The organism is Paraferrimonas sp. SM1919 (assembly GCF_010993985.1).
Lineage (GTDB): Bacteria > Pseudomonadota > Gammaproteobacteria > Enterobacterales > Shewanellaceae > SM1919.
The window spans coordinates 23,977-46,646 of sequence record NZ_WINH01000011.1; the positions used below are offsets into that span (position 1 = coordinate 23,977).

Here is a 22,670-nt window from a genome sequence, read left to right on the forward strand (position 1 = left end):
ATATTTAATCAATAAACCTTTATAACCTTAATAAATACATATATTTGCAAGGATAGGCGATGGCGCGTTTGCACAAAAGAGCAGTAAACATCAGATTGCTACTGTTTTGTATGTTACTGGGGTTTACATTGCCAGCAGCGGCTTCTCAACTTGATGAAATTGCACAACAACTTAAGCACCACCCCAAACAAGCTCAACAACGACTTAGCCAAATCATCAGTCGTCCTAACAAAGACATTGACCATAACTATTGGCGCAGCCAAATTTTGTATTGTGAGGCTTTACTTGAGAATTTCTTACCACAACCTGCATTAAATCATGCCAAAGCGGTTATCGCCCAAATCGATGACTCGACCCCAGCGGTAGTAGAGGGCTTTTTAACCGCCTGCCAAGGTACTGCTTATTCTTTTTTAAATAATTACCAACAAGCCTATCTAAACTTAGATAAAGCCGTCGATATTGCAATGAAGCTGCAAAATGTAGAATTAAGTGTTTATGCGCTTGTATCCCGAGGGTTGTTCGAATCCTCTTTAGAACATCACCTAGGCGCTACCCAAGATTTATTTATTGCCTTAGACATCTATAATCAATCCCCTCCTCAGAACAACTGGTATCTTATCCCTAAACGCTATATTTACATGTTTTTAAGCGACATCTATAGTCAGTTAGGTGATGTGGTTAAATTTAAAGAGTTCGCCCCACAGGCACTTTACCCCTTACCACAAGACTCAAGATTAAAAGCGTTACTGTTAGCCAATTTTAGTTACATGTATATCCAGTTAGGCTTAAGCGATTCCACTCAAAACCTATTAACACAATTAGAATCCGAGCCTGATTTACTCCATGGCAATGAGTTACCTCCTGAGACTCTAATTAATCTAAGTGCTACTTATTTGCAATTGGCTCAACCTCATAAGGCAAAGGCGTTATTAACAAGATTAATGGCGCGCCAAGATTTGGCCGACACACAAATACCGCTTTATCTTTTGTTTGCCGAGGCTGATATTCAATTAACGGAATATGAATCAGCGTTAAATCGTTTAACGACTATCGAGCAATTGTCATCAGAAGAGGCGCATCTTAGCCAAGTACAACTGCTTAAAAGTCAATTATTGATAAAACAACAGGACTTTAAATCTGCTATGGCGGCAATGGAGCTGCACCACCAATATCATAAACAACAACTTACCAACACAAGGGGCAAACTTGGCGAACAATTTCAAACACGGTTTGCTGTGATGCAATCGATACATCAACAAAACCTTACCGCCTTAACTGGTCAACAATCACAAATCGAACGACACTATGCACTGGTGACATTAGCTTTGCTGTTGGTGTGTGTGACGCTGTTGCTGTTATTAATTTGGTCCCTTTTTAAGCGTAAGCAGGGAATTATTTCTAACTTTGACTTAGTCAGTGGTGCAGAGAGTGCAATTGAAATTGCCAAAGCACAGCAGTCACCATTGTGCTTAATATTTATTAAAGCAAATCACATCGAGAGAAAGCTAGAAGCACAATTAAACCACTTATTTGCTTTTAACGCCCCCTCTAATGCTATTCACCATAGGTTAGATAAACACCATGCTTTTATTATTTTGCCAGATATCACTTTGCAACAATGTGACGAATTGATAACCCTTTTTCAAGCCAAGCTAGGTGAGCACTTCAGCGATGACTTGATTGAGTTTGGGGCGGCAAGATTAGCCTCCATAGATAGTCTGATTGAATTGGTTAAAAAAGCCAATAAAGATAGACTGAGTCGTAAAATTAATCGCCAGATAAAAAATGAACTTCTTTAATTCTTACTTAGATAGGTTTCAATTTCTTGCAAAAAATGATGCCCATATCGTTGCAACTTAGTCTGGCCAACTCCGTTTACGGTTAACATTTGATCTGGTGTCGTCGGGATTATCGCTGCCATTTCCATTAATGTGGCATCATTAAATATTAAATAGGGTGCCAAGTTCTTTTCGGCCGCCAGCTCACGACGCAAATGTTTCAACGTACTGTAAAGCTTCTTATCGTAATTAAGATTACCTACACTCGATTTAAATGCTTTTTTAGTAAACTGTAATCTTGGTTTAGCCAACTCTAATGGCATATCCCCTTTTAGCACCGCACGGGCCGCCACATTCAGTGTCAGTACTGACGAACGGGTAATATTTTGCGTCACCAAGCCATGATGAATTAATTGTCTAATAATACTTAGCCAAAATTCATTCGACTTATCTTTACCTAAGCCCCAAGTAGAAAGCTTTTCATGGCCACGTTCAATAATGCGTTGGTTTTTAGAACCCATGAGCACTTCAATCACATAACCAATACCGAAGCTTTGCTGCAGACGATAAATGCAAGACAAAGCCTTTTGTGCGACTTCGGTGCCATCAAATTTTTGTGGAGGGTCTAAACACACATCACAGTTACCACAGGGCTTATGGCTTGGCTCATCAAAATAATTCAATAACACCTGGCGACGGCAAGTTTGCGCCTCTGCAAAGGCCTGCATGGAATTAAGCTTATGCAGCTCAACCCTTGCTTGTGCGCTGTCATTTTCAGAAATAAACTGGCGCACCCTAGCAATATCACTCGGGTCATACAGCATTAACGCTTCAGAAGCACTACCATCACGTCCAGCCCTGCCGGTTTCTTGATAATAAGACTCGATACTTTTGGGAATATCATAATGCACCACAAAGCGCACGTTGGGTTTATCAATACCCATCCCAAAAGCAACCGTTGCGACCACAATTTCGACTCGGTCTTTGATGAAACTCTCATGGGCCCAAGCACGCTGCTGCGAATCCAGCCCAGCGTGATAGCCTGCAACCTTATAGCCCGCTCTGAGTAAGCGCTCTGTTAAATCATCCACTTTGCGACGAGAGCCACAATAAATAATCCCGCTGTTACCCTTCTGGCTAATTAAAAAGCTTTTTAATTGTTCAAAGGCATTAAGTTTCTCTACCACTTCATAACGAATATTGGGTCGGTCAAAGCTTGATAGGTGCACATTAGGATTAGTTAACCCTAAACACCTTAAAATATCATCACGGGTGGCCTGATCAGCGGTGGCGGTAAGTGCCATGATTGGCGTTCTTGGAAAATTAACCTTAATTCGGCCCAAAGCTTGATAGTCTGGTCTAAATTCATGTCCCCACTGGGAAATACAATGGGCTTCATCAATGGCAAACAAAGCCACATTACAGTAGCTAAGCCTTTGCATTAGATGCCCTCGCCCTAACCGCTCAGGAGAAACATACAACAACTTTAGTTGACCGTTATTTACCTGTTCCATAATGGCCGCTTGTTCATCGTTTGCTACGCTTGAATTTAAATAAGCCGCATTCACCCCGAGTTGTACCAAGGAATCGACCTGGTCTTTCATCAGACTCAATAGAGGTGACACCACAACGGTTAAGCCCTGTGTAGCCAGCGCAGGAACTTGATAGCACAAACTTTTACCGCCACCCGTTGGCATAATCACTAACGAATCATAACCAGCTATGGCAGTTTCAATGACCTGCTGCTGTCCTGGTCTAAAATCTCGATAGCCAAAGATTTGCTGTAATACTTGTTGTGGTGACAAAAGAAAATCATCCTAAATTGATAAGGCCCATCATTTTAATCGAAAACGAGGGAATTTGTCTTGGGTTATCCTGTCAGGTATCGGTTAAAATAACTCGAAACCATTTCAAGCATAAGAGAACTGATGGAGCAAAATACATTCAAACAGGGGATGATCTTCGCCCTTGCGGCTTACTTTATGTGGGGGTTAGCGCCACTCTATTTTAAAGCCCTTGATGGTGTTAATAGTGATGAAATTTTAATGCACCGCATTATTTGGTCATTTGTCGTCGTCAGCATCATTATTGCTGCTTCAGGCAAGCTGGACAAAGTAAAAGCGATTATCAGCCAGCCTAAAAGTATCATCATTTTATTATCTACTTCAGTGATCATAGCCGCTAATTGGCTTATTTTCATTTGGGCAATTGCTCAGGAAAAATTACTCGAAGCGAGCCTAGGCTATTACATCAATCCTATTTTAAATGTTTTACTGGGGGTCGTATTTTTAGGAGAACGGTTATCTCGGCTGCAATTAGTTGCTGTTATGATTGCTGTACTCGCAGTGAGTATTCCGTTATTGATGTATGGCGCAATCCCTTGGGTTTCGATAGCCCTAGCCAGCACTTTTGGCGCTTATGGCTTACTTCGAAAAAAAGTCAACGTAGATTCAAGCAGCGGTTTGTTTATTGAGACCTGTTTATTGCTGCCCTTTGCCATTGTTTATTGGATTACGCTTGATGGTTCAAGTAGCAGCAATCTAATGAAAAACCACTGGGATCTAAATCTATTACTATTAAGTGCTGGCATTGTGACGACATTACCGCTATTGGCTTTTGCCGCCGCCGCTGTTCGCATCCCACTTTTCATTTTAGGCTTTTTCCAATATGTTGGGCCCAGCTTAATGCTGTTACTGGCGGTATTTGTATTTGGTGAACCCTTCAAAGAAGAACAAGGAATAACCTTTGCTCTGTTGTGGTTAGCCCTAGGGGTATTTTCATTTGATATTTATAAAAAAAGAATACGCTCGTAACTCCCCCATTAATTAATAAGGTTTGCGGCTAATCGCCGACCTTATTGTTCCCCCCTTTTACCGCCAAAATTTGGGCATCAATCCTTTCACAGAGGGCAAAAAAAAAGCTCCCAAAAGGGAGCTTTCTAAAGAATGAAAAACTAATTACTTAATTTTTGCTTCTTTGTACACTACGTGCTGACGAACAACAGGATCAAACTTTTTGATCTCCATTTTTTCAGGCATAGTGCGCTTGTTTTTAGTAGTGGTGTAGAAGTGACCAGTTTTAGCAGTTGATACTAATTTGATCTTCTCACGAACTCCAGACTTAGCCATCGACTATCTCCTTAAACCTTTTCGCCACGGTTACGGATGTCAGCAAGAACTGCATCAATACCGTTTTTATCAATAATACGCATACCTTTAGTAGATACACGTAGTTTCACAAAACGCTTCTCGGCTTCAACCCAAAAACGGTGTGTGTGAAGGTTAGGCAAAAAGCGACGCTTAGTTGCATTACGCGCGTGTGAACGGTTGTTTCCAGTCACAGGACGCTTGCCAGTTACTTGGCATACTTTAGACATATCTGTCTCTCCAAAAAATCTATCTAACGCTCGAGCATTAATGTGCCTCGTGTGGCCGTCGCCCGAGGCACACAAAGAGGGCGCATTTTATACAGGAATGCGCCACAAAGGTCAAGCATAGTTTGTTTAAAGCCATCCTCTTTGTGCAAAAGAGGTTACCAAATTTTGACCAACAATCATGTGATCAAGTACGGAAACATCAATAAAATTAAGTGCTTGCACTAACTTTTCGGTAATATTTCTATCCGCTTGGCTTGGCTCAGCTACGCCAGAGGGGTGATTATGCACTAGAATCACTGCCGCTGCACCTTTTTCCAGCACTATTTTAACAACTTCTCGCGGATATACTGCTGCACTATTAATCGTTCCGTGGAATAGCTCACAAAATTCTATCACTTGATGCTGAGAATCCAACAAAAGTAACCCAAAAGTTTCCCTTTGCTTACCTCCAAGTAACTTTTTTAGGTAATCACGAGTTTGTTCAGGGTTATTTAATGGATGTTTATCTATTACTTTTTCCGCGCTAAGGCGAACTGATAACTGTAAGACACTATAAAGTTCCGCGATTTTAACTGGACCAATACCATCGAATCTTGCTAACTGCTTTTTTGAGGCATTAAATACGGCCGATAACGAACCAAAATAATCCAATAATGCTCTACCTAAATCCACCGCTGACAACTTGCTGTTGCCTTGCCTTAAAATGATAGCCAGTAACTCAGCATCGGATAAAACATGCGCACCTGTTTTTAAGCATTTTTCCCTTGGGCCTTCACCATTTGGCCAATCCTTGATGCTCATTTAACCTCCTTTCAATATTTCTATTGATGTAAATCAGCAAAGCTGTGATTTTTGTTACCGCTTTATGGTAAGGTAACGACCATTAAATTCGAGGGTGTATTAAATGACATTAGCTAATAAAAACATCTTATTAGGTATCTCAGGCGGCATTGCTGCATATAAATGTGCCGAACTAACTCGTCGTCTGAAAGAATATGGCGCTAATGTACGTATCGTCATGTCTAAAGGCGCTCAGGCCTTCATTACGCCACTCACTTTGCAGGCACTCTCAGGTAATCCTGTTGCAACTGAATTACTGGACGAATCAGCAGAAGCAGGCATGGGCCATATTGAATTAGCTAAATGGGCCGATTACTTTATTGTTGCGCCCGCCTCAGCCAATATCCTAGCCCGTTTTAATGCTGGCATGGCTGATGAGCTTATCACTACTATTGCTCTAGCCACTCCAGCAACCATGATTGTTTGCCCAGCAATGAATCAGCAGATGTACGCCAATGCCACCACCCAAGTTAATTTATCAAGCTTAGCACAACGTGGCATCCACATATGGGGACCCGCTACTGGAGAGCAAGCATGCGGTGATATTGGCTCAGGAAGAATGCTTGAGCCCCATGACATTGTCACAAAAATTTTAGAGTTACAGGGCCCTAAGCCATTACGCGGTAAGTCTGTAGTTATCACTGCGGGTCCAACTCAAGAAGCCATCGATCCTGTGCGCTACATTAGTAACCATAGTTCCGGCAAGATGGGGTTTGCGCTGGCTGCGGCAGCACAGCAAGCGGGCGCCGACGTGACTCTGATTGCTGGCCCAGTGAATTTAGCGACGCCAATCGGAGTTAAGCGAATTAATGTGGTTAGCGCAGCACAAATGCATCAACAAACTCTTAATTTAATTGCAGAAATGGACGCTTTTATAGGTTGTGCTGCAGTAGCAGATTACCGCCCTGCAGATATAGCATTGCAAAAAATCAAGAAAGATAACCACGAAATGGTGCTGCAGTTAACCAAAAATCCGGATATTTTGGCAGATGTTGCGAGCCATAGTCTACGGCCGTTTACTGTGGGTTTTGCCGCTGAGACTCAAGATGTCGAACATTATGCTCGTGGAAAACTTGAACGTAAAAACTTAGATCTGATCGCTGCCAATGATGTTGCTAAGGCGGGTCAAGGATTTAATAGCAATGATAATGAAATCACTCTATATTGGGCTGATGGCAAACTTGAACTAAAGCACGGTAGTAAAACTGATTTAGCTAAACAAATGATCAGTTTTATTGCACAAAAAATATAAATATTAAGCACAAATGGGTTGAGGCCCAAGATACCACTCTAAGCTGGGAAGAAGTCGAGCTATGGCTAACAATAATAAAATTAATCGTCGCGAACATATCCTACAGGCATTAGCTCATATGCTTGAAGTTAACCCTGGTCAGAAAATAACCACGGCAAAGTTAGCATCGGAAGTAGGTGTTTCCGAGGCCGCGCTATACCGACACTTCCCAAGCAAAGCGCGTATGTTTGAAGGACTTATTGATTTTATTGAAGAATCGATTCTTTCTCGCTTAAACCTAATTATGCAGGAAGAAAAAGAAACCCTGCCGCGTATTCATGCGGTTTTACAACTGGTGTTGATCTTTGCGGAACGAAACCCTGGCATTTCCCGAATTTTAAGTGGCGATGCATTACTAGGTGAAAACGAACGTTTGCGTACTCAAATTAATCATCTGTTCGCCAAAATTGAAACCACACTAAAACAGATTCTGCGGGAACGCAGCCTGCGTGAAGATAAAAGTTTCAGTGTTGATGAAGGCATTATTGCCAACTTACTGGTCGCTTTTGCTGAAGGTAAAATCAGTCAATTTGTACGCAGCGAATTTAAAGTCAAACCCAGTCAGAACCTTGCACAACAATGGCAATTAATTCAAAGCCAATTATTATAAAAAATCACACTCGTTAAAGCACAGGCTTATGATCAGATAGTAAAAAGGGTTGCTGACAACAAGCAACCCTTTTTAGTGGGAATATTAATTACTGAAAACAGATCAAAAAATTGCTCATCCGTCTTCAGTATTGTCTTGCAACCGCCAAGCGACATTGTCATTGCGAAGCGGTCTCTAATCTCTTATGCAATCCCGTATTGGGCACGATAGGCCTTAACAGCATCTAAGTGTTGGGCTAAGGCATCTGTCTCAGATAGGTAGTTAATCACGTCATTTAGCGTCACAATCGCTACGACTTGGCAACCAAAGTCCCGCTCAACTTCTTGAATAGCTGACAACTCTCCTTGACCTTTCTCTTGACGGTCTAGGGCAATCAGTACCCCCGCAAGTTCAGCACCGTTGGCTTGAATGAGCGTCATAGATTCGCGGATTGCGGTACCCGCAGTGATCACGTCGTCCACCAGCATGATTTTGCCTTCTAGCGCACTACCCACTAGGTTGCCGCCCTCACCATGGGTTTTCGCTTCTTTACGGTTAAAGCAGTATGGTACATCTTGGTTGTGGTGATCATACAGAGCCACTGCCGTGGTTGTTGCAATCGGAATGCCTTTATAAGCTGGACCAAACAGGACATCATAATCAATTGCCGACTCAGCTAATGCTGCAGCATAGAAACGTCCCAGCTTAGCTAAATCACCACCAGAATTAAACAGACCAGCATTGAAAAAGTAAGGACTAGTTCGGCCTGATTTCAGGGTAAATTCGCCAAACTTTAGTACACCCTTACTGATGGCAAATTCAATAAACTCTTTTTGATACGCTTTCATATTGATCTCTAATCTATGGTTCTTCTATTTTACTTTACACATAAAAATAGCGCCCCAGCTGGGCGCTATTAAAAATTAGCTTAATGCCGCTTTCTGCACAGCAATAATTTCACGAATACCATGCTTGGCTTGCTCCAGCATTGCTAACAGTTCTTCATGAGTGAACGGCGCCTCTTCTGCAGTACCTTGTACTTCGATAAATGTACCATTTTCACTCATAACAACATTCATATCGGTTTCAGCTGCACTGTCTTCAGGGTAATCAAGATCGCATACAGGCTCACCGTTATAAATACCCACAGAGACCGCAGCAATTAAGTGTTTCAGTGGGTTAGTTTTAATGATCCCTTGTTCCCGGGCCCAGTTTAGGGCATCCACCAATGCCACGCAGGCACCAGTAATTGAAGCCGTTCGGGTGCCACCGTCAGCCTGAATCACATCACAATCGATAGTAATAGTGTTTTCACCCAGTAACGTTAAATCTACCGCAGCACGCAATGAACGACCAATCAAGCGTTGAATTTCTTGAGTGCGACCGCTTTGCTTGCCCTTAGCCGCTTCACGTTGCATACGCGAATGGGTTGAGCGTGGCAACATACCATATTCTGCGGTAATCCAGCCCTTACCTTGGCCTTTTAAAAAACGTGGAACTGAAGAGTCAAAACTTGCGGTACACAATACTTTAGTATTACCAAACTCGACTAATACTGAGCCTTCAGCATGTTCGGTAAAACCACGGGTAATAGTAACAGGGCGAGTTTGTGAAGCCGTTCTTCCGCTTGGACGCATGGCAAGGATTCCTAAATTTGAAATATTTGGCTGCATTATACGTCTGATGCGCCATCTATGCCACGTTATCGATATCAAACAAGGATTAATAAACCATTGCCAAGGTATAACTAGAGCGTATAATTTAGCCTCAACATTAAATAAGGGCTTTTAAATGATCCACAGTATGACCGCCTTTGCGCGCATTGAACACAAAGCAGATTGGGGCAATGCGTCGTGGGAGATCCGCAGTGTTAACCAACGTTACTTAGAAACCTACCTACGTTTGCCTGAGCAATTCCGTTCGCTAGAGCCCATTTTGCGTGAACGCCTAAGAAAACGTTTAAGCCGCGGTAAAGTGGAAGTAAACCTTAGATTTGATTTAAACCAGCAAGAAAATACCGAACTGCAACTCAACCAAAAATTAGCAGGCCAGTTAATTGAGTCAGCAAAATGGCTACAACAACAAGCCGGTGACAACGCTCAACTCAACCTGGTAGACCTGATGCGTTGGCCAGGGGTAATGAGTAGCGAAGAGCAAGACCTAGACACCGTAAAAGCGGAAATCTTGGCCCAGTTTGATGCTGCTGTAGATCAATTTGTTGCTGCCCGCGGTCGTGAAGGTGAAGCCATTTACACCATGATTGATAGCCGCCTAGATGCCATTAGCGAACAAGCCGCTATCGTACGTAAGCACATGCCAGAAGTCATTCAATGGCAGCGTGACAAGCTACAAGCCAAGTTTGATGAAATCAACGGCGAGCTAGACCCAGCCCGTATCGAACAAGAAATGGTGCTAATGGCGCAAAAGATGGACGTGGCCGAAGAACTAGACCGTTTAGATGCTCATATTGTTGAAACCAAGCGTATCCTTAAAAAAGGGGGCGCCTGTGGCCGTCGTTTAGACTTTATGATGCAAGAGTTCAACCGCGAATCGAACACCCTCGCCTCTAAGTCAATCAACGCTGAAGTGACCCAAGCCGCGGTAGAGCTGAAGGTCCTGATTGAGCAAATGAGAGAACAGATCCAAAATCTAGAATAGTGTTTAAGACTGTTTCAGATTGATAAGAAAGTCTTTATAACACAAGTTATTACGGCTTTTTTTTTCACAGGTATCTATTTGTTTGCTATTGTTTGGTTACTAAAGTGGTTACTACCATCGAGAGCAATCATAAACAAAAATATTTAGTAACCACTTGAATCCATACGATGAACGACAAACAAATAAAAGCTTTTATCCGCAGTAAGGAATTGGGCCGTAAAGCAGTAAGCGACGGGTTATATATTAGTCGAGCATCTAATTGCTAATTAATATCACGATAATAAAAAAGCCCAATCGGGCTTTTCATCATGTCTCATTGAGCTCTTCAGTCTCACCTTGTTCAGCAGATTTCGGATCATAAAAGTATTTAGGAAACTTAGTAGTGAAACCTAAAGGAAAATCATTTACATCCATCACGTCTGAGAGTCCATAAACATCAAGGAAATCAGTACGGTTTAGTAGTTCAATTTCAGTCAGCTTATCTAAAGCACTTAAGAATTCAGTCTCAAAATCATGTTCTAGGTCTAAAAATGATTGCTGGTCAATATTAGGTCTATGTAAGATGATCACCGCACATTGATACTTATCTGAGTCTTTTTTGACATATATTCTAATGGAGTGAATTACATGGCCAAATGTATTCAGTAAGCCCTTTTCACCAACAGAACTAAATACACTCTTTGTAGCACTATCGAATTCTTCTGGAAGCCCCTCTCTTATATATCGGTTTGCTTTCCAATGTTTTATCGCCGCTAGAGTATCAGAAGATACCGCTATAGCTTCATTATAGCTCTTTTTGATTATTGCTGAACGCTTTACTAGATGGTGATCGTACGCTCGAGCAACCCATAGTTTGCCATTAGTGTCTTGAAATTCAATTTCTCTGGGATTGAAGCCATGTCTTTGCCTTAAATTCTTATTTTTGCCCTTCCTTGATCTAAGCAGTAAACACTCTACAAACGGCTCATTCGAGTTAAGTAAGTCACATCCCTGTGTGATTAGCATTAACTTCGCATCACTTCCTCTTTCTTTAGATGAGTGGTTTAGCTGGAAGTCGTTCTCATCAAAATCATGATATTCGCAAGTTGCACCCTGTCGCCAGCCATTGTTTAAAATCTGCTTCCTTTCATTTTGCGCCATAATTAACCAGCACTACCCAATACTATTGTATTATCTTCAGGGTACTCAGATGCACCATTTATAAATTTTGCTCTTTTTATCGCCAGCTCTCTCAAGCTCTGATAATGCCTATCAATCGAATGGAAATTCAACATCTCTTTGCTCAATTTTTCAATAAATGTAGTTCCATCCATCTTTATAGTTTTTGCAGCACGGCCGAGCCTAGTGCCATCAAATCCATGGCTTTTGGATAAGTTATATAGCTTATATAGCTTATAATAAACATTACCCTGTGGCTCATGAACACCATTCTTCCAGCTATAGATGGAGGCTCTTTTCACCCCTAAAATCACTTCGAAATCTTTCACTGGGATCCCAAAGCTAGAGATTATGTGCTCCACCATTTCAGGAATAGATTTTTCTAAGCCCTGAGCAATTTTGATGCCTTTATATGGTTGCTTATATACTCTAGGTAACAAAAGAAAAAGTTCGTCTTCGCTGCTTAAATCAATGCCAGTAGAAGTAAATTCCGCATCACAAGGTACAGCCTCAGTATCGAGTATAGTTGTAAAAAATGTCATTTTACTACCTCCCAGTCTATCTGTGCTTTCTCAGTAATACAGTTAACAAACGCTGCCTTAGTCACTTTTCTCATATTGTTAAGAGACTCAATAATATCATCCAGATTAAACAGTTTTCGTTCCTTTTTTACCAAGTCAAAATCTAAAATAAGATAATCTGATTTTGCGTTTAGTTTCTCATCCCACCAAGCTTGTGAGCGAATTATCAAGGATGTTTCTTTCGAGTCAGCTAACTCCGGAAGAATAATCGGTAAATTCTTATCTGTCATTTTGGGTGAAAATTTAAGCGACTGGATGGTTAAACCACCTTCTCCAGTAATATAATTCATCATAATCTGAGTATGTGCACCTTCATCCTCCAGAGTAGGTACATCTAGAAGAATACTTGGATACCATTCAGGTTTAACATACTCACTTAAATCTGAATCTCCTTTAGGCACAATGAGGTTAACATACCTTGTACCTATTGCAGTAAACGCACCGTCCTGTACAGATGGATAAACATTTATTAAAGCTTTGATTGCTTTCCCAATAAGCTTAACAAAATCAACATGGGTAGTATAAGCTGTCGTCTTGAAGAAAATCTCACCAGAAGATAGGTATATAGAAGTGTTTCGCTCTAGGTTCCTGAAAATATACCTAACCTTTTCAGGTTTGTTTATCTTGGGAATTGGCTGAGAAAAATCAGATTCATTACTATTAAATTCAAATCCAATTTCCTGCTCCGTCTCTGTGATTTTCTCTACATATCCAAGTTCACGAAGCACTTTCTCCAACTCTGCTAACAATGACTCATTCTTAAAATCGGGAATATTAGAAAAGCTAATTTTAGTTAGCGTCATGATCAGAGGGGCGTACTTAAATTCAATTGCTTTATTCATTTTTTTGTATCAATTCCTTTTTCATACAGTTCAACCATACACTAAACTATACACCAATCAAGAAAAACTGTATAAAAAAGTGTCAAGATGTATGATTCACTTAACATGTAAATTGTTCCCATTACCAAGAAAAATGGTTACTAAATGGGTTACTAAATCCAAACATAAAGCGCAAAATCAGTTGCAAGAAATTGATTTTAAACACCTTAATTCAAGCACTCTACATTCAGATCCAAAACTTAGAATAATCCCTAAGAGTTTGGCTAGCTGAATAAATTAAGCCCCGCGCTACCTGTGTAACGCGGGGCTATTTATATGCCTTAACGTCGCGAATTAACCGGCAAGTTGCTTGGCTAAATCCGCTTCGAGTTCTTCAACTTCTGCCTGCAAAGTGGCAATTTGAGCCTTTAGGGATTGAATCTTTTTATGCTTATCTTCGGCGGATAGTTCAATGCTCATGGCCGCATCAGCGCCGCCAGCTTGAAACAGATGCTGGTATCTGTGGTCACGCTGACCTGGCTGTTTATCTAACTTAACCGCCCATGGGCTTGGCGCTTTGGCGACTAGACTTTCTAGGGCTTGCTCGGCCTCATCAAAGCTTGCGAATTGATGGAGTCGATTAGCTCGGGTTTTTATTTCACCTGGGGCTTGGGCACCACGCAGGAACATAATGGTTAGGCAGGCACGCTGGGCCGAATTCATATCAAACTGGCTCATGGCAGTGCCACAAAAGCGCTGTTTATACTTGGCGACACGGCCACCACCACCAGCTTCCATCAACAAGTTTTTACCGACTAATGATTCAACAATGGTTTCAACTTGGGAGGCGGTATAATTGACAACAGGTTCGCGACTGCTTTTTTGATTACACCCCAACATAATTGCGTTTAATGTAAGGGGGTATTGATCTGGGGTCGTCATTTCTTTCTCAAGTAACACCCCTAATACTCTTAATTCTGCATCCGATAAAGTTAGCATGGTTGCTCCAGAATTCGCTTATGTTCATTGCAAATTTACCTTAGTGTTGAAGTTATCTCCACCAAATCTAAGCAATTTATCTAGATTTGACGTACATTGATTAACATCAACTACAAATAAAGGTGCATGATGAAAGCTAATCAATACCTAATAATAATAATGAGTATGACACTCACTGCATGTGCGGCCTTATTTACCCCTAATGTCACCACTAACATCATCGAGTTAGAACAGGGCAACTATACTCTAGACAACAGCCATGCTTCACTCAACTTTTCAGTAAATCACCTTGGTTTTAGTTGGTATCAGGGACGCTTTAAAGATTTACAAGCCAGCTTAACGTTCAACCCAAAGCAGCCCCAACTTTCAAAGTTACAAGCAAAAGTTAACATGGCGTCATTGGATGTAAACCATCCTGAATTTCAAAAGAAATTACTTGGTCCCGGCTGGTTTGATGCTAACCAATTCGCCTTCGCTACCTTTGTCAGCGACAAAGTCACTTTTAGTGGTCAACAATTATCGGTGAGGGGCCAATTAACACTAAAAGGCGTTAGCCGTACCATTACCTTTAATGGCATTATGGTTGGCGCAGGAATCAACCCATTAACTTTTAAACATACCATGGGATTTAGCTTAGTTGCAGAAATAAGCCGTTCTGACTTTGGTATTGATGCTTACCTTGGACCAGTAGCCGATAAAGTTGAGCTCAGTTTTAATGGTGAGTTTGTCAGTAAACTCGGCAGCCCAAGTAAACAAGCCACTAAGGCTAATTCCGTTCTCTAGCCCTCAGTTAGCGGTCAATTTGTCGACATCTAAGGGGGTTTCACTTGTCAGCACGGCATTAACATCGGCATAAATGCTTTGTCCGGGCTTTATTTGATTTTGACCTATATTCACTGTCGCATTTATCTGACCTAACCCTTTTTTCTCAGTTTTAAAGGGGCATGTCCCCAACGCCTGCACGCCAATATCCATGTTACTAATGGCACCCGCATCACGTATTGCCCCGTGTACGATAATCCCCTGCCAATTATTCTGCATCGCCAGTATGGCCAGCTGATCACCTAATAAGGCTTTATCACATAAACCGTGGCCATCAATAAACAGCACTTTGCCGGTACCGTCTTGCGCTAATACTTGGCGCACCATTGAATTATCATGGAAGCACTGCACGGTCACCACTTCGCCATAGAACACTCTTTTTCCACCATAGCTATTAAACGGAAGTGGCAGTAGTTGCAGTTTATCCGCATATAAATCACATAAGTCTGGGGTAAGATCTAACATTGGGTATCCTTGACAATAAGTATCGGTCATTCCACTATGCCCATTGCACACAACAAGCTCAATTGACTATTTTTTAATATGCTCAGCGTCCCACTCCCTTCACTTATTCACCGTATTGGCAAAGCCAAGGTGGAGACTGCCCGTAGCACTGCCGCTAATTTTAGCTGTCAGCTAAAACGCGTACGCCGCTCCCGCAATTGGCAACTTATCGGTGAACTCGGTCAACTTGATGCTTTTAGCCAGCACCTAAAAAGCCAAGATGATCACTGGCAATACCTAATTGGAAAGTGTGAAGCAGTATTAAGCAAACACGCCGCAGAGCTTGAACCGATAGAAACCAAGCTGGCCAAACTGATTGCCAAGGATTGCGCCATTACTGTCGCAAAACTGATGCAACAAACCGAATGCACCCTCGCCCAAGCAAGGGTAGCGTTGGCGGAGAGTTTTTAAGGTGTGGGGCAAGGTTAAAAAAGGAAGGTGTCAGGCTCGCAAATAACGCTTGCTGAAAAAAGAATTAGCTATGAGCTAATTAGCTCACGATGCATAGTATCTACAGCAAGTATTTTGAACTTACTGCACTACAAAATCTAAGGAGCTTGTTTCAGGAATTCATTGCAGATAGGATGAAGCATTCAAGCTTTATACTAATAAACTGTGATAACAAGGGCGCTTGCAGCACCCTGTAGTTTAAACTAGTGATTTTTATACAATGAAAAAAATGTTATCAAGATACCTAAAGCACCTTATTGCATAATAAGAACTTAATCTCAGATGATTAAGAAAACAGCGTATCCCATAAGCTCTCGAGGTGCTTAGCAATATTGTAGGCCATAAGAGGTGGTACAGCGTTACCTATAACTTTATAGCCACCCGAACCGGATAACTTATACCCACTACTTTCTTTGGAAGTAAACACAAACGGATAATCATCTGGGAAGCTTTGTATCCTTGCGCACTCCCTAACGGTTAATCTTCTTTGTAGCTTTCCACTTAATAATTCAGAATGCCATCGCCCTTTGTTTTCTTGTGAGAGTCTTCTAAACTCGATATTACCATGATGCTCAGAGCGTATTGTCGGACCGAGTCCATTTAAGTTCACTTCTGTCTGCCCTTGCCCTTTCTTTAAGTGCTTAGCCTTTGAATAGGTCTGCTGTGATTTATCGGAACTAAATTCCGGCTCATCAAGCCCGGTAAAGACATCCTTAACAGTTACAAATGGTTTCTGCATACCTACAGGTACTTCAGCATGAGTAGAAGGAGGGTAGATATCTAAAGTCCCTTCAAGAATATTTGGTAAAACACTAGGATTAAGTGCTTTTTTGGACAGCCCTATAAAAATTACCCTTTCCCGCCTTTGTGCAACTCCATAATTACCAGCCATTAAAATTCTTGCTGGAACAACGACATATCCATCACCAATATTTCTGAAGTCATTTTCAATGATTTCCTTTGCACTCCCCAAGGAAATTAAACCCTTCACATTTTCAGCAATAAAAACTTTAGGTTGTGTAATTTCTATTACTTCACGCATCCAAAGATAAAGTTTTCCTCTAGTTTCTTCTGTAGGGTTATTTTCTACATATTTATTTTGATGATTTTTATGGGAACTAAATCCACCTCTGTTACCTGCCACACTAAAATCTTGGCAAGGAAACCCCCCTGTTACGACATCGATATTAGCTGGAAAGACATATTGCCCGTTTCGAGATAGCTTTACCAAATCAACTATGCTTCCTTTATGGAAAGTTGATTCAACATCCACATCACGAGTATTAAAGTAATTTTTCCATGCAGACTCAGCATAATCAAGAATATCATTAGCAAAAACAGTTTTGAATGAGGTTGGTAATAAGTATGTCCAACCTTCGCGTACAGAATCAGAATACCAGCCAGAAGGATGCATAGCTGGATTAGTGCTCGAAGTAGGTATATCAAATCCCCCTTCAAAACCAAGATCCATCCCACCACACCCACTAAACAATGACAGCACTTTTTTCATACAGCTACAATCCCAAATAAATATTCAGTGCATACTAACAACTTTTTACATTAATGTCGCGTGCTTTTACGAAATGTTATATTCTTTTTCCATTTCTCGAACTATATTATCGTCTACCTGATTGTTTCCAAATAGTTCAGCAAGCGCTAACTTTTTCCAAGTCTCAAATTTTTTACCTTCTGGAAAGCTAACCCCCCAAATCTTTTGCAAGAAACTTGTGTCAGATAATTCTACAAAGCTTCTTATCGCTTCTAAATTATCTTTGCTAAAAATAAACTCTAGGTACTTCGGAGATTTAATACCCCCAATCAATACTCTTCCACCAGCTGAGAATCTATCTCTCAAAGATGCATCCACAATACCTTTTTGTTTGGCCAAATATACTACTAAGTTTTGATACTTGGTGGTTTTATTAGAAAGTAACTCTGGGAAAAGCGCATAAGCTTCAATTTTCACAAGCTCTTGAGTTTTCTTAGGCAGGTTATTTAATAGCTTAATCACCTGTGGGCCTTGACCATAATCTTTATCATTAGGGTCATTATCAGTCCACCACAGATCAACAGAACCTTCATGTTTATCAAGTAAGTACTGCCGAACCAACTTAAACGGGGCTTCAGATTTTCTCATAGCGTCATATTTAATAGATGCTTTGTCAAATAAGGTATTTTCGACTTCCATATCTATTGCATATCTTGGCTTATGTGTGATGACTACATCGGAAATACACTCTTCCATATTTAAATATTTAAACTGTGGATTTTTCTTGTCCTCGAAGTTTGCGAAAAATACATACACATCTTCGACACCGTCTACTCGTGTTGATTCAAAAATACTTCCTCCTAAAGTTTTCCAGCCACTTTTAGATGTTTTTACCTCAATACCTATTTTCTGATCTTGACAGTTAATTACTATATCTGGAAACTTTTGACCAGATACCAACTCTATTTGAATAGAAAAACCTTGATAAAACTTATCCCTAACCTTAATCGCTGTATCGTACAAGACTCTCTCAAATTTAGAGCCCTGATTATCGAACAAAAACGATGGTTCCATTTCACTAAGCTCAAAAGCACATTGTTCCATCATTGATTCCACACTAAACACTAATATATTTCCTTATATTGATATATCAATTATGTACAATAATTTATATATCAATGCTTAGTCAGACTTCAAGTAATTTGCTTAATAAACAACAAGCTAACGCCATTATCATTATAAAAAATATTTTATCCCTCTTTCAGCTAAGCGGGCATTGAGTCTCAAATCTCGCAGGACGAAGTCCGCCCTCGTCTCTCGGTACTCTGTATTCGGTAATTGAATCTTCATTCCACCCCCTTAAGCCTCGGCTGTGGATACGGGCATTCAAACCCTTTGCCGGGCTGGTTGCGGCCGAGCCATAGAATATGGCCGAAACGGTAAAGGCTTTCTTCTCGCCAGCGAATAATGGCATTAAAGGGTTTAACCACATCATTTTCATCGGGGACTTTTCGGGGAAGATTATTAATGGTGCTGCAGGCATCCCATAAATTGGCGTTGCTGAGTTTGCGTATCCTTAAATTTTTTCGCAATTTGGATAAGCAGGTAATGCAATCCACCGCTGACCAACCGAGTAATTCGCTCACATAGTTGTAGCAATGGATTTTGGTATTCTCTGGGTATTCATGAAACCATTTAAAAAGCACCCGAATTCAAGTCCGAAGTGTGACACTCCCCTAAATCAATCAGCCAGCATCATTTCTTTAAATACAATGACTGGCTGTTTGAAGCCTAAACACTTTCTTGATCGATAATTTATCCGTGATTGAGCAAATCCTATATCACTGTCGGTACCGTTGTTAGGTCGGTTCCCTTCTTTACATACTGCCTAAAAAGACCATTAGCATTTTCATTAGCGTCAAGTTCCCAAGAACTGTATGGATGTTCAAAGTAAACGTCAGTCTCTAATGCTTCTGCAATGGCCTCATGACCTGCAAACTCTCGACCATTATCCGTTCTAATTGTATGCACATGCGCTTTGTAAGGCATAAGCAGCTCTATCGTTGCTTTGGTGACGTCCTCAGCTGAATTAGACGCCACTTTCTTCACCACGTAGAACCTTGTCTTATGCTCTAAAATCGTCACCATTGCACCTGTGCCATGTTTCCCTAACACAGTGTCAATTTCCCAAACCGCTCTCGGTCATCGACAACGCTTGGTCTATCGTTTATAGATACTGCATTCTTAATCGCTGGTGCTTTATCTTTTTTACCAAGCCTGTGGCGTTTATGTCCTTGCGTTAAGTGGCGGTATAACTTGCCACCAGAACGTTTATCTTGGGCAACAAACCGATATATCCATTCATGACTGACAGCTTGATCGAGCTGAGTGAACACGTTGGAAATCTGCTCAGGGCTCCAATCTGTTTCCAATATAATGCGTATGAAATCCTCTCGCTCTTGAGGGATCCGATATTTATGCGCCGAAGCTCGCTTGCTCACTGACAATACCTGGTCTTCTTTAGGGCAATAGTGTTTTCCCTTAGGGCTACGTTTTAATTTACAGTAAATAGTGGAACGGTGGCATTTAACTGTCTTAGCTATATTGGAAACTGAAATTCCCTGTTCCAAAAGAGCAGAAATTTTGTATCTTCTGCCCTCGGTCAACTGCAAATAATTCATGGTCGTACTGCTTGTTTCTTTTGCGAGAAGAGCATTCCACCTTCAGCAGTTGGCTACCTCTTCTACATCTGTCCATGAATCTCGCACTTATTATTTTGTAGTGGCATAGTTAATTTGGCCACTTGATTAGAGGTGATAGAATACACCTCATAGCATGACAGGTGACACTATGAACGAACGTACCAGACGTACATTTAGTGCTGAATTTAAGCTTGAAGCAGCTCAGCTTGTTACTGAGCAAGATTACTCGATTAGAGATGCTGCAGAAGCCATGGGAGTGGGTAAATCCACCATGGATAAATGGGTTAGACAATTAAAGAATGAGCATACACCGAAAGCCTCACCTCTAACTTCAGTACAAATTGTGCTTCGTAAGCTAAGAAAGCGTATTGCAGACCTAGAAGAGCATAATGAAATATTAAAAAAGGCTACCGCTCTGTTGATGTCGGACTCGCTGAACAATTCTCAATAATCGAGAAACTCAAACAGAGCTATACCGTAAAACGACTGTGTAAAGTGTTCGGCGTGCATCGTAGCAGTTATAAGTATTGGCGCTCGAGAGCGAAAAAGATCGACGCTGCTGAAGTTGACCTGCGAGCGAAAATCAAAGCAGCACATAGAGCCAGTCAGGGTTCCGCAGGCGTTCGAACTGTGGCTGATATCTTAACGAATAGTATGGATACACCATTAAGTCGTTATCGTGCTTCTAAGTTAATGAAAAATTTAGGGTTAGTAAGCTGCCAGGTGCCTAATCACAAGTATAAAAGGCATCGAATGAGCATATTGAAATCCCTAATCATTTAGATAGGCAATTTGCGGTAACCGCTCCTAATCAGGTTTGGGTTGGTGATGTTACCTATATATGGGCGGGTAATCGTTGGGCTTATTTGGCTGTTGTTATCGACTTATTTGCTAGAAAACCAGTTGGCTGGGCGATGTCTCATTCACCAGATACGGTGTTAACATGCAAAGCATTAAAGATGGCTTATGAGTCACGGGGGAAACCGGAAGGTGTTATGTTCCATAGCGACTAAGGCAGCCATTACACTAGCCGTAAGTTCAGGCAAACATTATGGCGTTATCAGATAAAGCAAAGCTTATCTCGTCGGGGTAACTGCTGGGATAATGCGCCTATGGAACGCTTTTTTAGAAGCTTAAAAACGGAGTGGATGCCAGTTAGTGGTTACCAAAACTTTGCACAAGCTTGGAAACATATCCTTGAATACATTACTGGTTATTACAGCCAGTTGAGGCCGCATCATTATAATGGTGGGCTGACTCCGAATGAATCGAAAAGGCGATACAAAGAAACTTATAAACTGTGGCTAATTTTAGTTGACCACTACATCTGAAATCGGGTACCTCTGTCATTGTAACTTTTTGTGTAGCCACCTAATACTCTGCATTTTTATTTTAATAAATGAAAAATACTGCAATAATTACTTCAACAGCATAGATTTAACGGTATAAGATAATCGACTGAGCTTCAATATTGGCTTGAATTTTACTGTGGTTTTGTTAACTGTTTAATTTTATTTTACCTTCCAAATTTTACAAAAAGCCAACCCCAAACTTTTTAAATATACCATTCATACAATGGTTTAAAGGGTTTCGTAAGGATAACTTCAAGACGTCCATTTTTATGGTTAGGGCTTGGTAAGTTTATTCCTCTGGTTTTTTGTCACACTTCTAGCATTGGAAATAAATCTTTCGAGTGTCCAACTGAAACGAATATTGAATGTTGGTGAACTCACTCTCAACTAAAAGGTGGGCTTAATGATGATACCCCTAAAAAACAAAACATTACGTTTTTGGTTATGCGCTCTGGTGGTTTTTAGCATGATGTTGTTCTTAGCTGCGACTTTGGCTGCAACCACACCTTATATAGAGCTAAATCAATCATTTCACTTAGGCCTGAACGCTCATGAAAGTACTTACTTTAAACTGTTAACCCCAGGTCTAACTTTATGTCTAGCCCCTGTGTTAACTAAGCCCTCCAAGGTCAGCGTAAGTCATTCGTGTGGCAACCTTAGCAGTGATTGGCTGCGGTTAGCAGATGGTAAGATCGCCCATCGGTTATCTGGTCAATGCCTGGTGCAGATGAATTACTCCTATTTCTTATTTGATTGCAAAGGTGATAATAAGATCCAGCCCAATATTGCTTTTGTTGTTCTCAAAAAGCCTATTAGCCAAGCCATATCGATTATGCAAATCATTACAGGTAAATAGAGGGTTTTATCATGAAATGCCTGCTATTTATTTTGGTCAATATGTTCATTTTAACTGCAACTATGACAACTTTAGCTATGGAGCCATTAATGTTAGCCAAGCAGCATAATCCAAAAGGGTTTGTGATCTATAACCAAAGCAGAAGCTTGTGCTTAACTGCAGCAGATAACGTTAAGGTAAGCTTTACTCAAGATTGCCATAGCAAATCAAGTTTGTGGAATCGTACCTCCAACAATAAAATACGTAATTTAGCCAAGTACCGTTGCCTGACGCTAAATGACGATAGTCATTATGTTCTGGGTAGCTGCGATAATAAAGAAAGCCAACAAGAACCTGCGATTAATAGTGTTGTTGCCACTGAACAGCTCCAATTACCTCGTCAATAACGACTGTCAATTCGCCCT

Annotated in this window: 23 protein-coding genes and 2 pseudogenes; 10 read left to right on the forward strand and 15 right to left on the reverse strand. The window is 41.0% G+C overall.

The window, feature by feature from the left end; genetic code table 11:
* The first annotated feature begins 59 nt into the window (after nt 1–59).
* On the forward strand, nt 60–1,799 hold the full coding sequence (locus tag GFB48_RS08205; RefSeq protein WP_163933799.1) for a lipopolysaccharide assembly protein LapB: 1,740 nt from the start codon (nt 60–62) through the stop codon (nt 1,797–1,799).
* Here the strand turns inward: GFB48_RS08205 and recQ are convergent.
* A complete protein-coding gene (gene recQ / locus GFB48_RS08210; RefSeq protein WP_163933802.1) occupies nt 1,796–3,583 on the reverse strand; it encodes a DNA helicase RecQ in 1,788 nt (595 codons plus the stop codon). The genes GFB48_RS08205 and recQ overlap by 4 nt on opposite strands.
* Nucleotides 3,584–3,706: 123 nt before the next feature.
* Between recQ and rarD the strand changes: the two genes are divergently transcribed.
* On the forward strand, nt 3,707–4,591 hold the full coding sequence (gene rarD, locus GFB48_RS08215; RefSeq protein ID WP_163933805.1) for an EamA family transporter RarD: 885 nt from the start codon (nt 3,707–3,709) through the stop codon (nt 4,589–4,591).
* Between the two features lie 144 nt (nt 4,592–4,735).
* Here the strand turns inward: rarD and rpmG are convergent, their stop codons facing one another.
* From rpmG to radC, 3 genes are all read right to left on the reverse strand, one after another.
* Nucleotides 4,736–4,906 (reverse strand): 50S ribosomal protein L33, encoded by a 171-nt coding sequence (gene rpmG / locus GFB48_RS08220; protein ID WP_163933808.1) that lies wholly within the window; start codon nt 4,904–4,906, stop codon nt 4,736–4,738.
* 11 nt (nt 4,907–4,917) lie between these two features.
* A complete protein-coding gene (rpmB, locus tag GFB48_RS08225) occupies nt 4,918–5,154 on the reverse strand; it encodes a 50S ribosomal protein L28 (RefSeq protein WP_163933811.1) in 237 nt (78 codons plus the stop codon).
* 126 nt (nt 5,155–5,280) lie between these two features.
* Nucleotides 5,281–5,955, reverse strand: a complete 675-nt coding sequence (gene radC / locus GFB48_RS08230) for a DNA repair protein RadC (RefSeq protein ID WP_163933814.1) — start codon at nt 5,953–5,955, stop codon at nt 5,281–5,283.
* A gap of 103 nt (nt 5,956–6,058) precedes the next feature.
* On the opposite strand from radC, the gene coaBC reads away from it, so the two are divergent.
* Nucleotides 6,059–7,246, forward strand: a complete 1,188-nt coding sequence (coaBC, locus tag GFB48_RS08235) for a bifunctional phosphopantothenoylcysteine decarboxylase/phosphopantothenate--cysteine ligase CoaBC (RefSeq protein WP_163933817.1) — start codon at nt 6,059–6,061, stop codon at nt 7,244–7,246.
* Nucleotides 7,247–7,307: 61 nt separating this feature from the next.
* The gene (gene slmA / locus GFB48_RS08240; protein ID WP_163933820.1) at nt 7,308–7,895 is read left to right on the forward strand and encodes a nucleoid occlusion factor SlmA; all 588 of its coding nucleotides are present in this window, start codon (nt 7,308–7,310) and stop codon (nt 7,893–7,895) included.
* A 182-nt stretch (nt 7,896–8,077) separates the two neighbouring features.
* Here slmA and pyrE read toward each other — a convergent pair whose 3' ends face one another.
* Together pyrE and rph are read right to left on the reverse strand one after the other, a co-directional pair.
* Nucleotides 8,078–8,722 (reverse strand): orotate phosphoribosyltransferase, encoded by a 645-nt coding sequence (gene pyrE, locus GFB48_RS08245; RefSeq protein ID WP_163933823.1) that lies wholly within the window; start codon nt 8,720–8,722, stop codon nt 8,078–8,080.
* 75 nt (nt 8,723–8,797) lie between these two features.
* Nucleotides 8,798–9,511 (reverse strand): ribonuclease PH, encoded by a 714-nt coding sequence (gene rph, locus GFB48_RS08250; protein WP_163933825.1) that lies wholly within the window; start codon nt 9,509–9,511, stop codon nt 8,798–8,800.
* A 154-nt stretch (nt 9,512–9,665) separates the two neighbouring features.
* Here rph and GFB48_RS08255 point away from each other — a divergent pair, with 154 nt between their 5' ends.
* Complete coding sequence (locus GFB48_RS08255) at nt 9,666–10,532, forward strand: YicC/YloC family endoribonuclease (protein ID WP_163933827.1); 867 nt, start codon at nt 9,666–9,668, stop codon at nt 10,530–10,532.
* A 306-nt stretch (nt 10,533–10,838) separates the two neighbouring features.
* Here GFB48_RS08255 and GFB48_RS08260 read toward each other — a convergent pair whose 3' ends face one another.
* The 4 genes from GFB48_RS08260 to GFB48_RS08275 form a co-directional block, all read right to left on the reverse strand.
* Nucleotides 10,839–11,672: a hypothetical protein gene (locus tag GFB48_RS08260; protein WP_205597702.1), complete on the reverse strand. Its 834-nt coding sequence runs from the start codon at nt 11,670–11,672 to the stop codon at nt 10,839–10,841.
* Nucleotides 11,673–11,674: 2 nt separating this feature from the next.
* Nucleotides 11,675–12,232, reverse strand: a complete 558-nt coding sequence (locus GFB48_RS08265; protein ID WP_163933832.1) for a hypothetical protein — start codon at nt 12,230–12,232, stop codon at nt 11,675–11,677.
* On the reverse strand, nt 12,229–13,113 hold the full coding sequence (locus tag GFB48_RS08270) for a TIGR04255 family protein (RefSeq protein ID WP_163933834.1): 885 nt from the start codon (nt 13,111–13,113) through the stop codon (nt 12,229–12,231). The genes GFB48_RS08265 and GFB48_RS08270 overlap by 4 nt, the downstream gene beginning before the upstream one ends.
* 333 nt (nt 13,114–13,446) lie before the next feature.
* Nucleotides 13,447–14,091, reverse strand: coding sequence for a YceH family protein (locus tag GFB48_RS08275; protein WP_163933836.1), 645 nt, complete (start codon nt 14,089–14,091; stop codon nt 13,447–13,449).
* A 129-nt stretch (nt 14,092–14,220) separates the two neighbouring features.
* Between GFB48_RS08275 and GFB48_RS08280 the strand changes: the two genes are divergently transcribed.
* Entirely contained in the window at nt 14,221–14,874 is a 654-nt protein-coding gene (locus GFB48_RS08280) for a YceI family protein (RefSeq protein WP_163933838.1), read from the forward strand.
* A gap of 3 nt (nt 14,875–14,877) precedes the next feature.
* Here GFB48_RS08280 and GFB48_RS08285 read toward each other — a convergent pair whose 3' ends face one another.
* Nucleotides 14,878–15,378, reverse strand: a complete 501-nt coding sequence (locus GFB48_RS08285) for a putative 4-hydroxy-4-methyl-2-oxoglutarate aldolase (protein WP_163933840.1) — start codon at nt 15,376–15,378, stop codon at nt 14,878–14,880.
* Nucleotides 15,379–15,456: 78 nt separating this feature from the next.
* Here GFB48_RS08285 and GFB48_RS08290 point away from each other — a divergent pair, with 78 nt between their 5' ends.
* Entirely contained in the window at nt 15,457–15,828 is a 372-nt protein-coding gene (locus GFB48_RS08290; RefSeq protein WP_163933842.1) for a ribosome recycling factor family protein, read from the forward strand.
* Nucleotides 15,829–16,153: 325 nt separating this feature from the next.
* Here the strand turns inward: GFB48_RS08290 and GFB48_RS08295 are convergent, their stop codons facing one another.
* The 4 genes and pseudogenes from GFB48_RS08295 to GFB48_RS08310 all read right to left on the reverse strand — a co-directional run bounded on the left by GFB48_RS08295 (nt 16,154) and on the right by GFB48_RS08310 (nt 20,037).
* A complete protein-coding gene (locus GFB48_RS08295; RefSeq protein WP_163933844.1) occupies nt 16,154–17,377 on the reverse strand; it encodes a DNA cytosine methyltransferase in 1,224 nt (407 codons plus the stop codon).
* Nucleotides 17,378–17,443: 66 nt separating this feature from the next.
* On the reverse strand, nt 17,444–18,481 hold the full coding sequence (locus tag GFB48_RS08300; RefSeq protein ID WP_163933848.1) for a hypothetical protein: 1,038 nt from the start codon (nt 18,479–18,481) through the stop codon (nt 17,444–17,446).
* A gap of 221 nt (nt 18,482–18,702) precedes the next feature.
* Entirely contained in the window at nt 18,703–19,062 is a 360-nt protein-coding gene (locus tag GFB48_RS08305) for a hypothetical protein (RefSeq protein WP_163933851.1), read from the reverse strand.
* A 35-nt stretch (nt 19,063–19,097) separates the two neighbouring features.
* Nucleotides 19,098–20,037 (reverse strand): annotated as a pseudogene (locus tag GFB48_RS08310) (IS30 family transposase).
* A 169-nt stretch (nt 20,038–20,206) separates the two neighbouring features.
* Here GFB48_RS08310 and GFB48_RS08315 point away from each other — a divergent pair.
* The 3 genes and pseudogenes from GFB48_RS08315 (at nt 20,207) to GFB48_RS08325 (ending at nt 22,652) form a co-directional block, all read left to right on the forward strand.
* Nucleotides 20,207–21,355 (forward strand): annotated as a pseudogene (locus GFB48_RS08315) (IS3 family transposase).
* 458 nt (nt 21,356–21,813) lie between these two features.
* Nucleotides 21,814–22,266, forward strand: coding sequence for a hypothetical protein (locus tag GFB48_RS08320; RefSeq protein ID WP_163933854.1), 453 nt, complete (start codon nt 21,814–21,816; stop codon nt 22,264–22,266).
* Nucleotides 22,267–22,277: 11 nt separating this feature from the next.
* Nucleotides 22,278–22,652 (forward strand): RICIN domain-containing protein, encoded by a 375-nt coding sequence (locus GFB48_RS08325; protein WP_163933857.1) that lies wholly within the window; start codon nt 22,278–22,280, stop codon nt 22,650–22,652.
* Nucleotides 22,653–22,670: the final 18 nt, after the last annotated feature.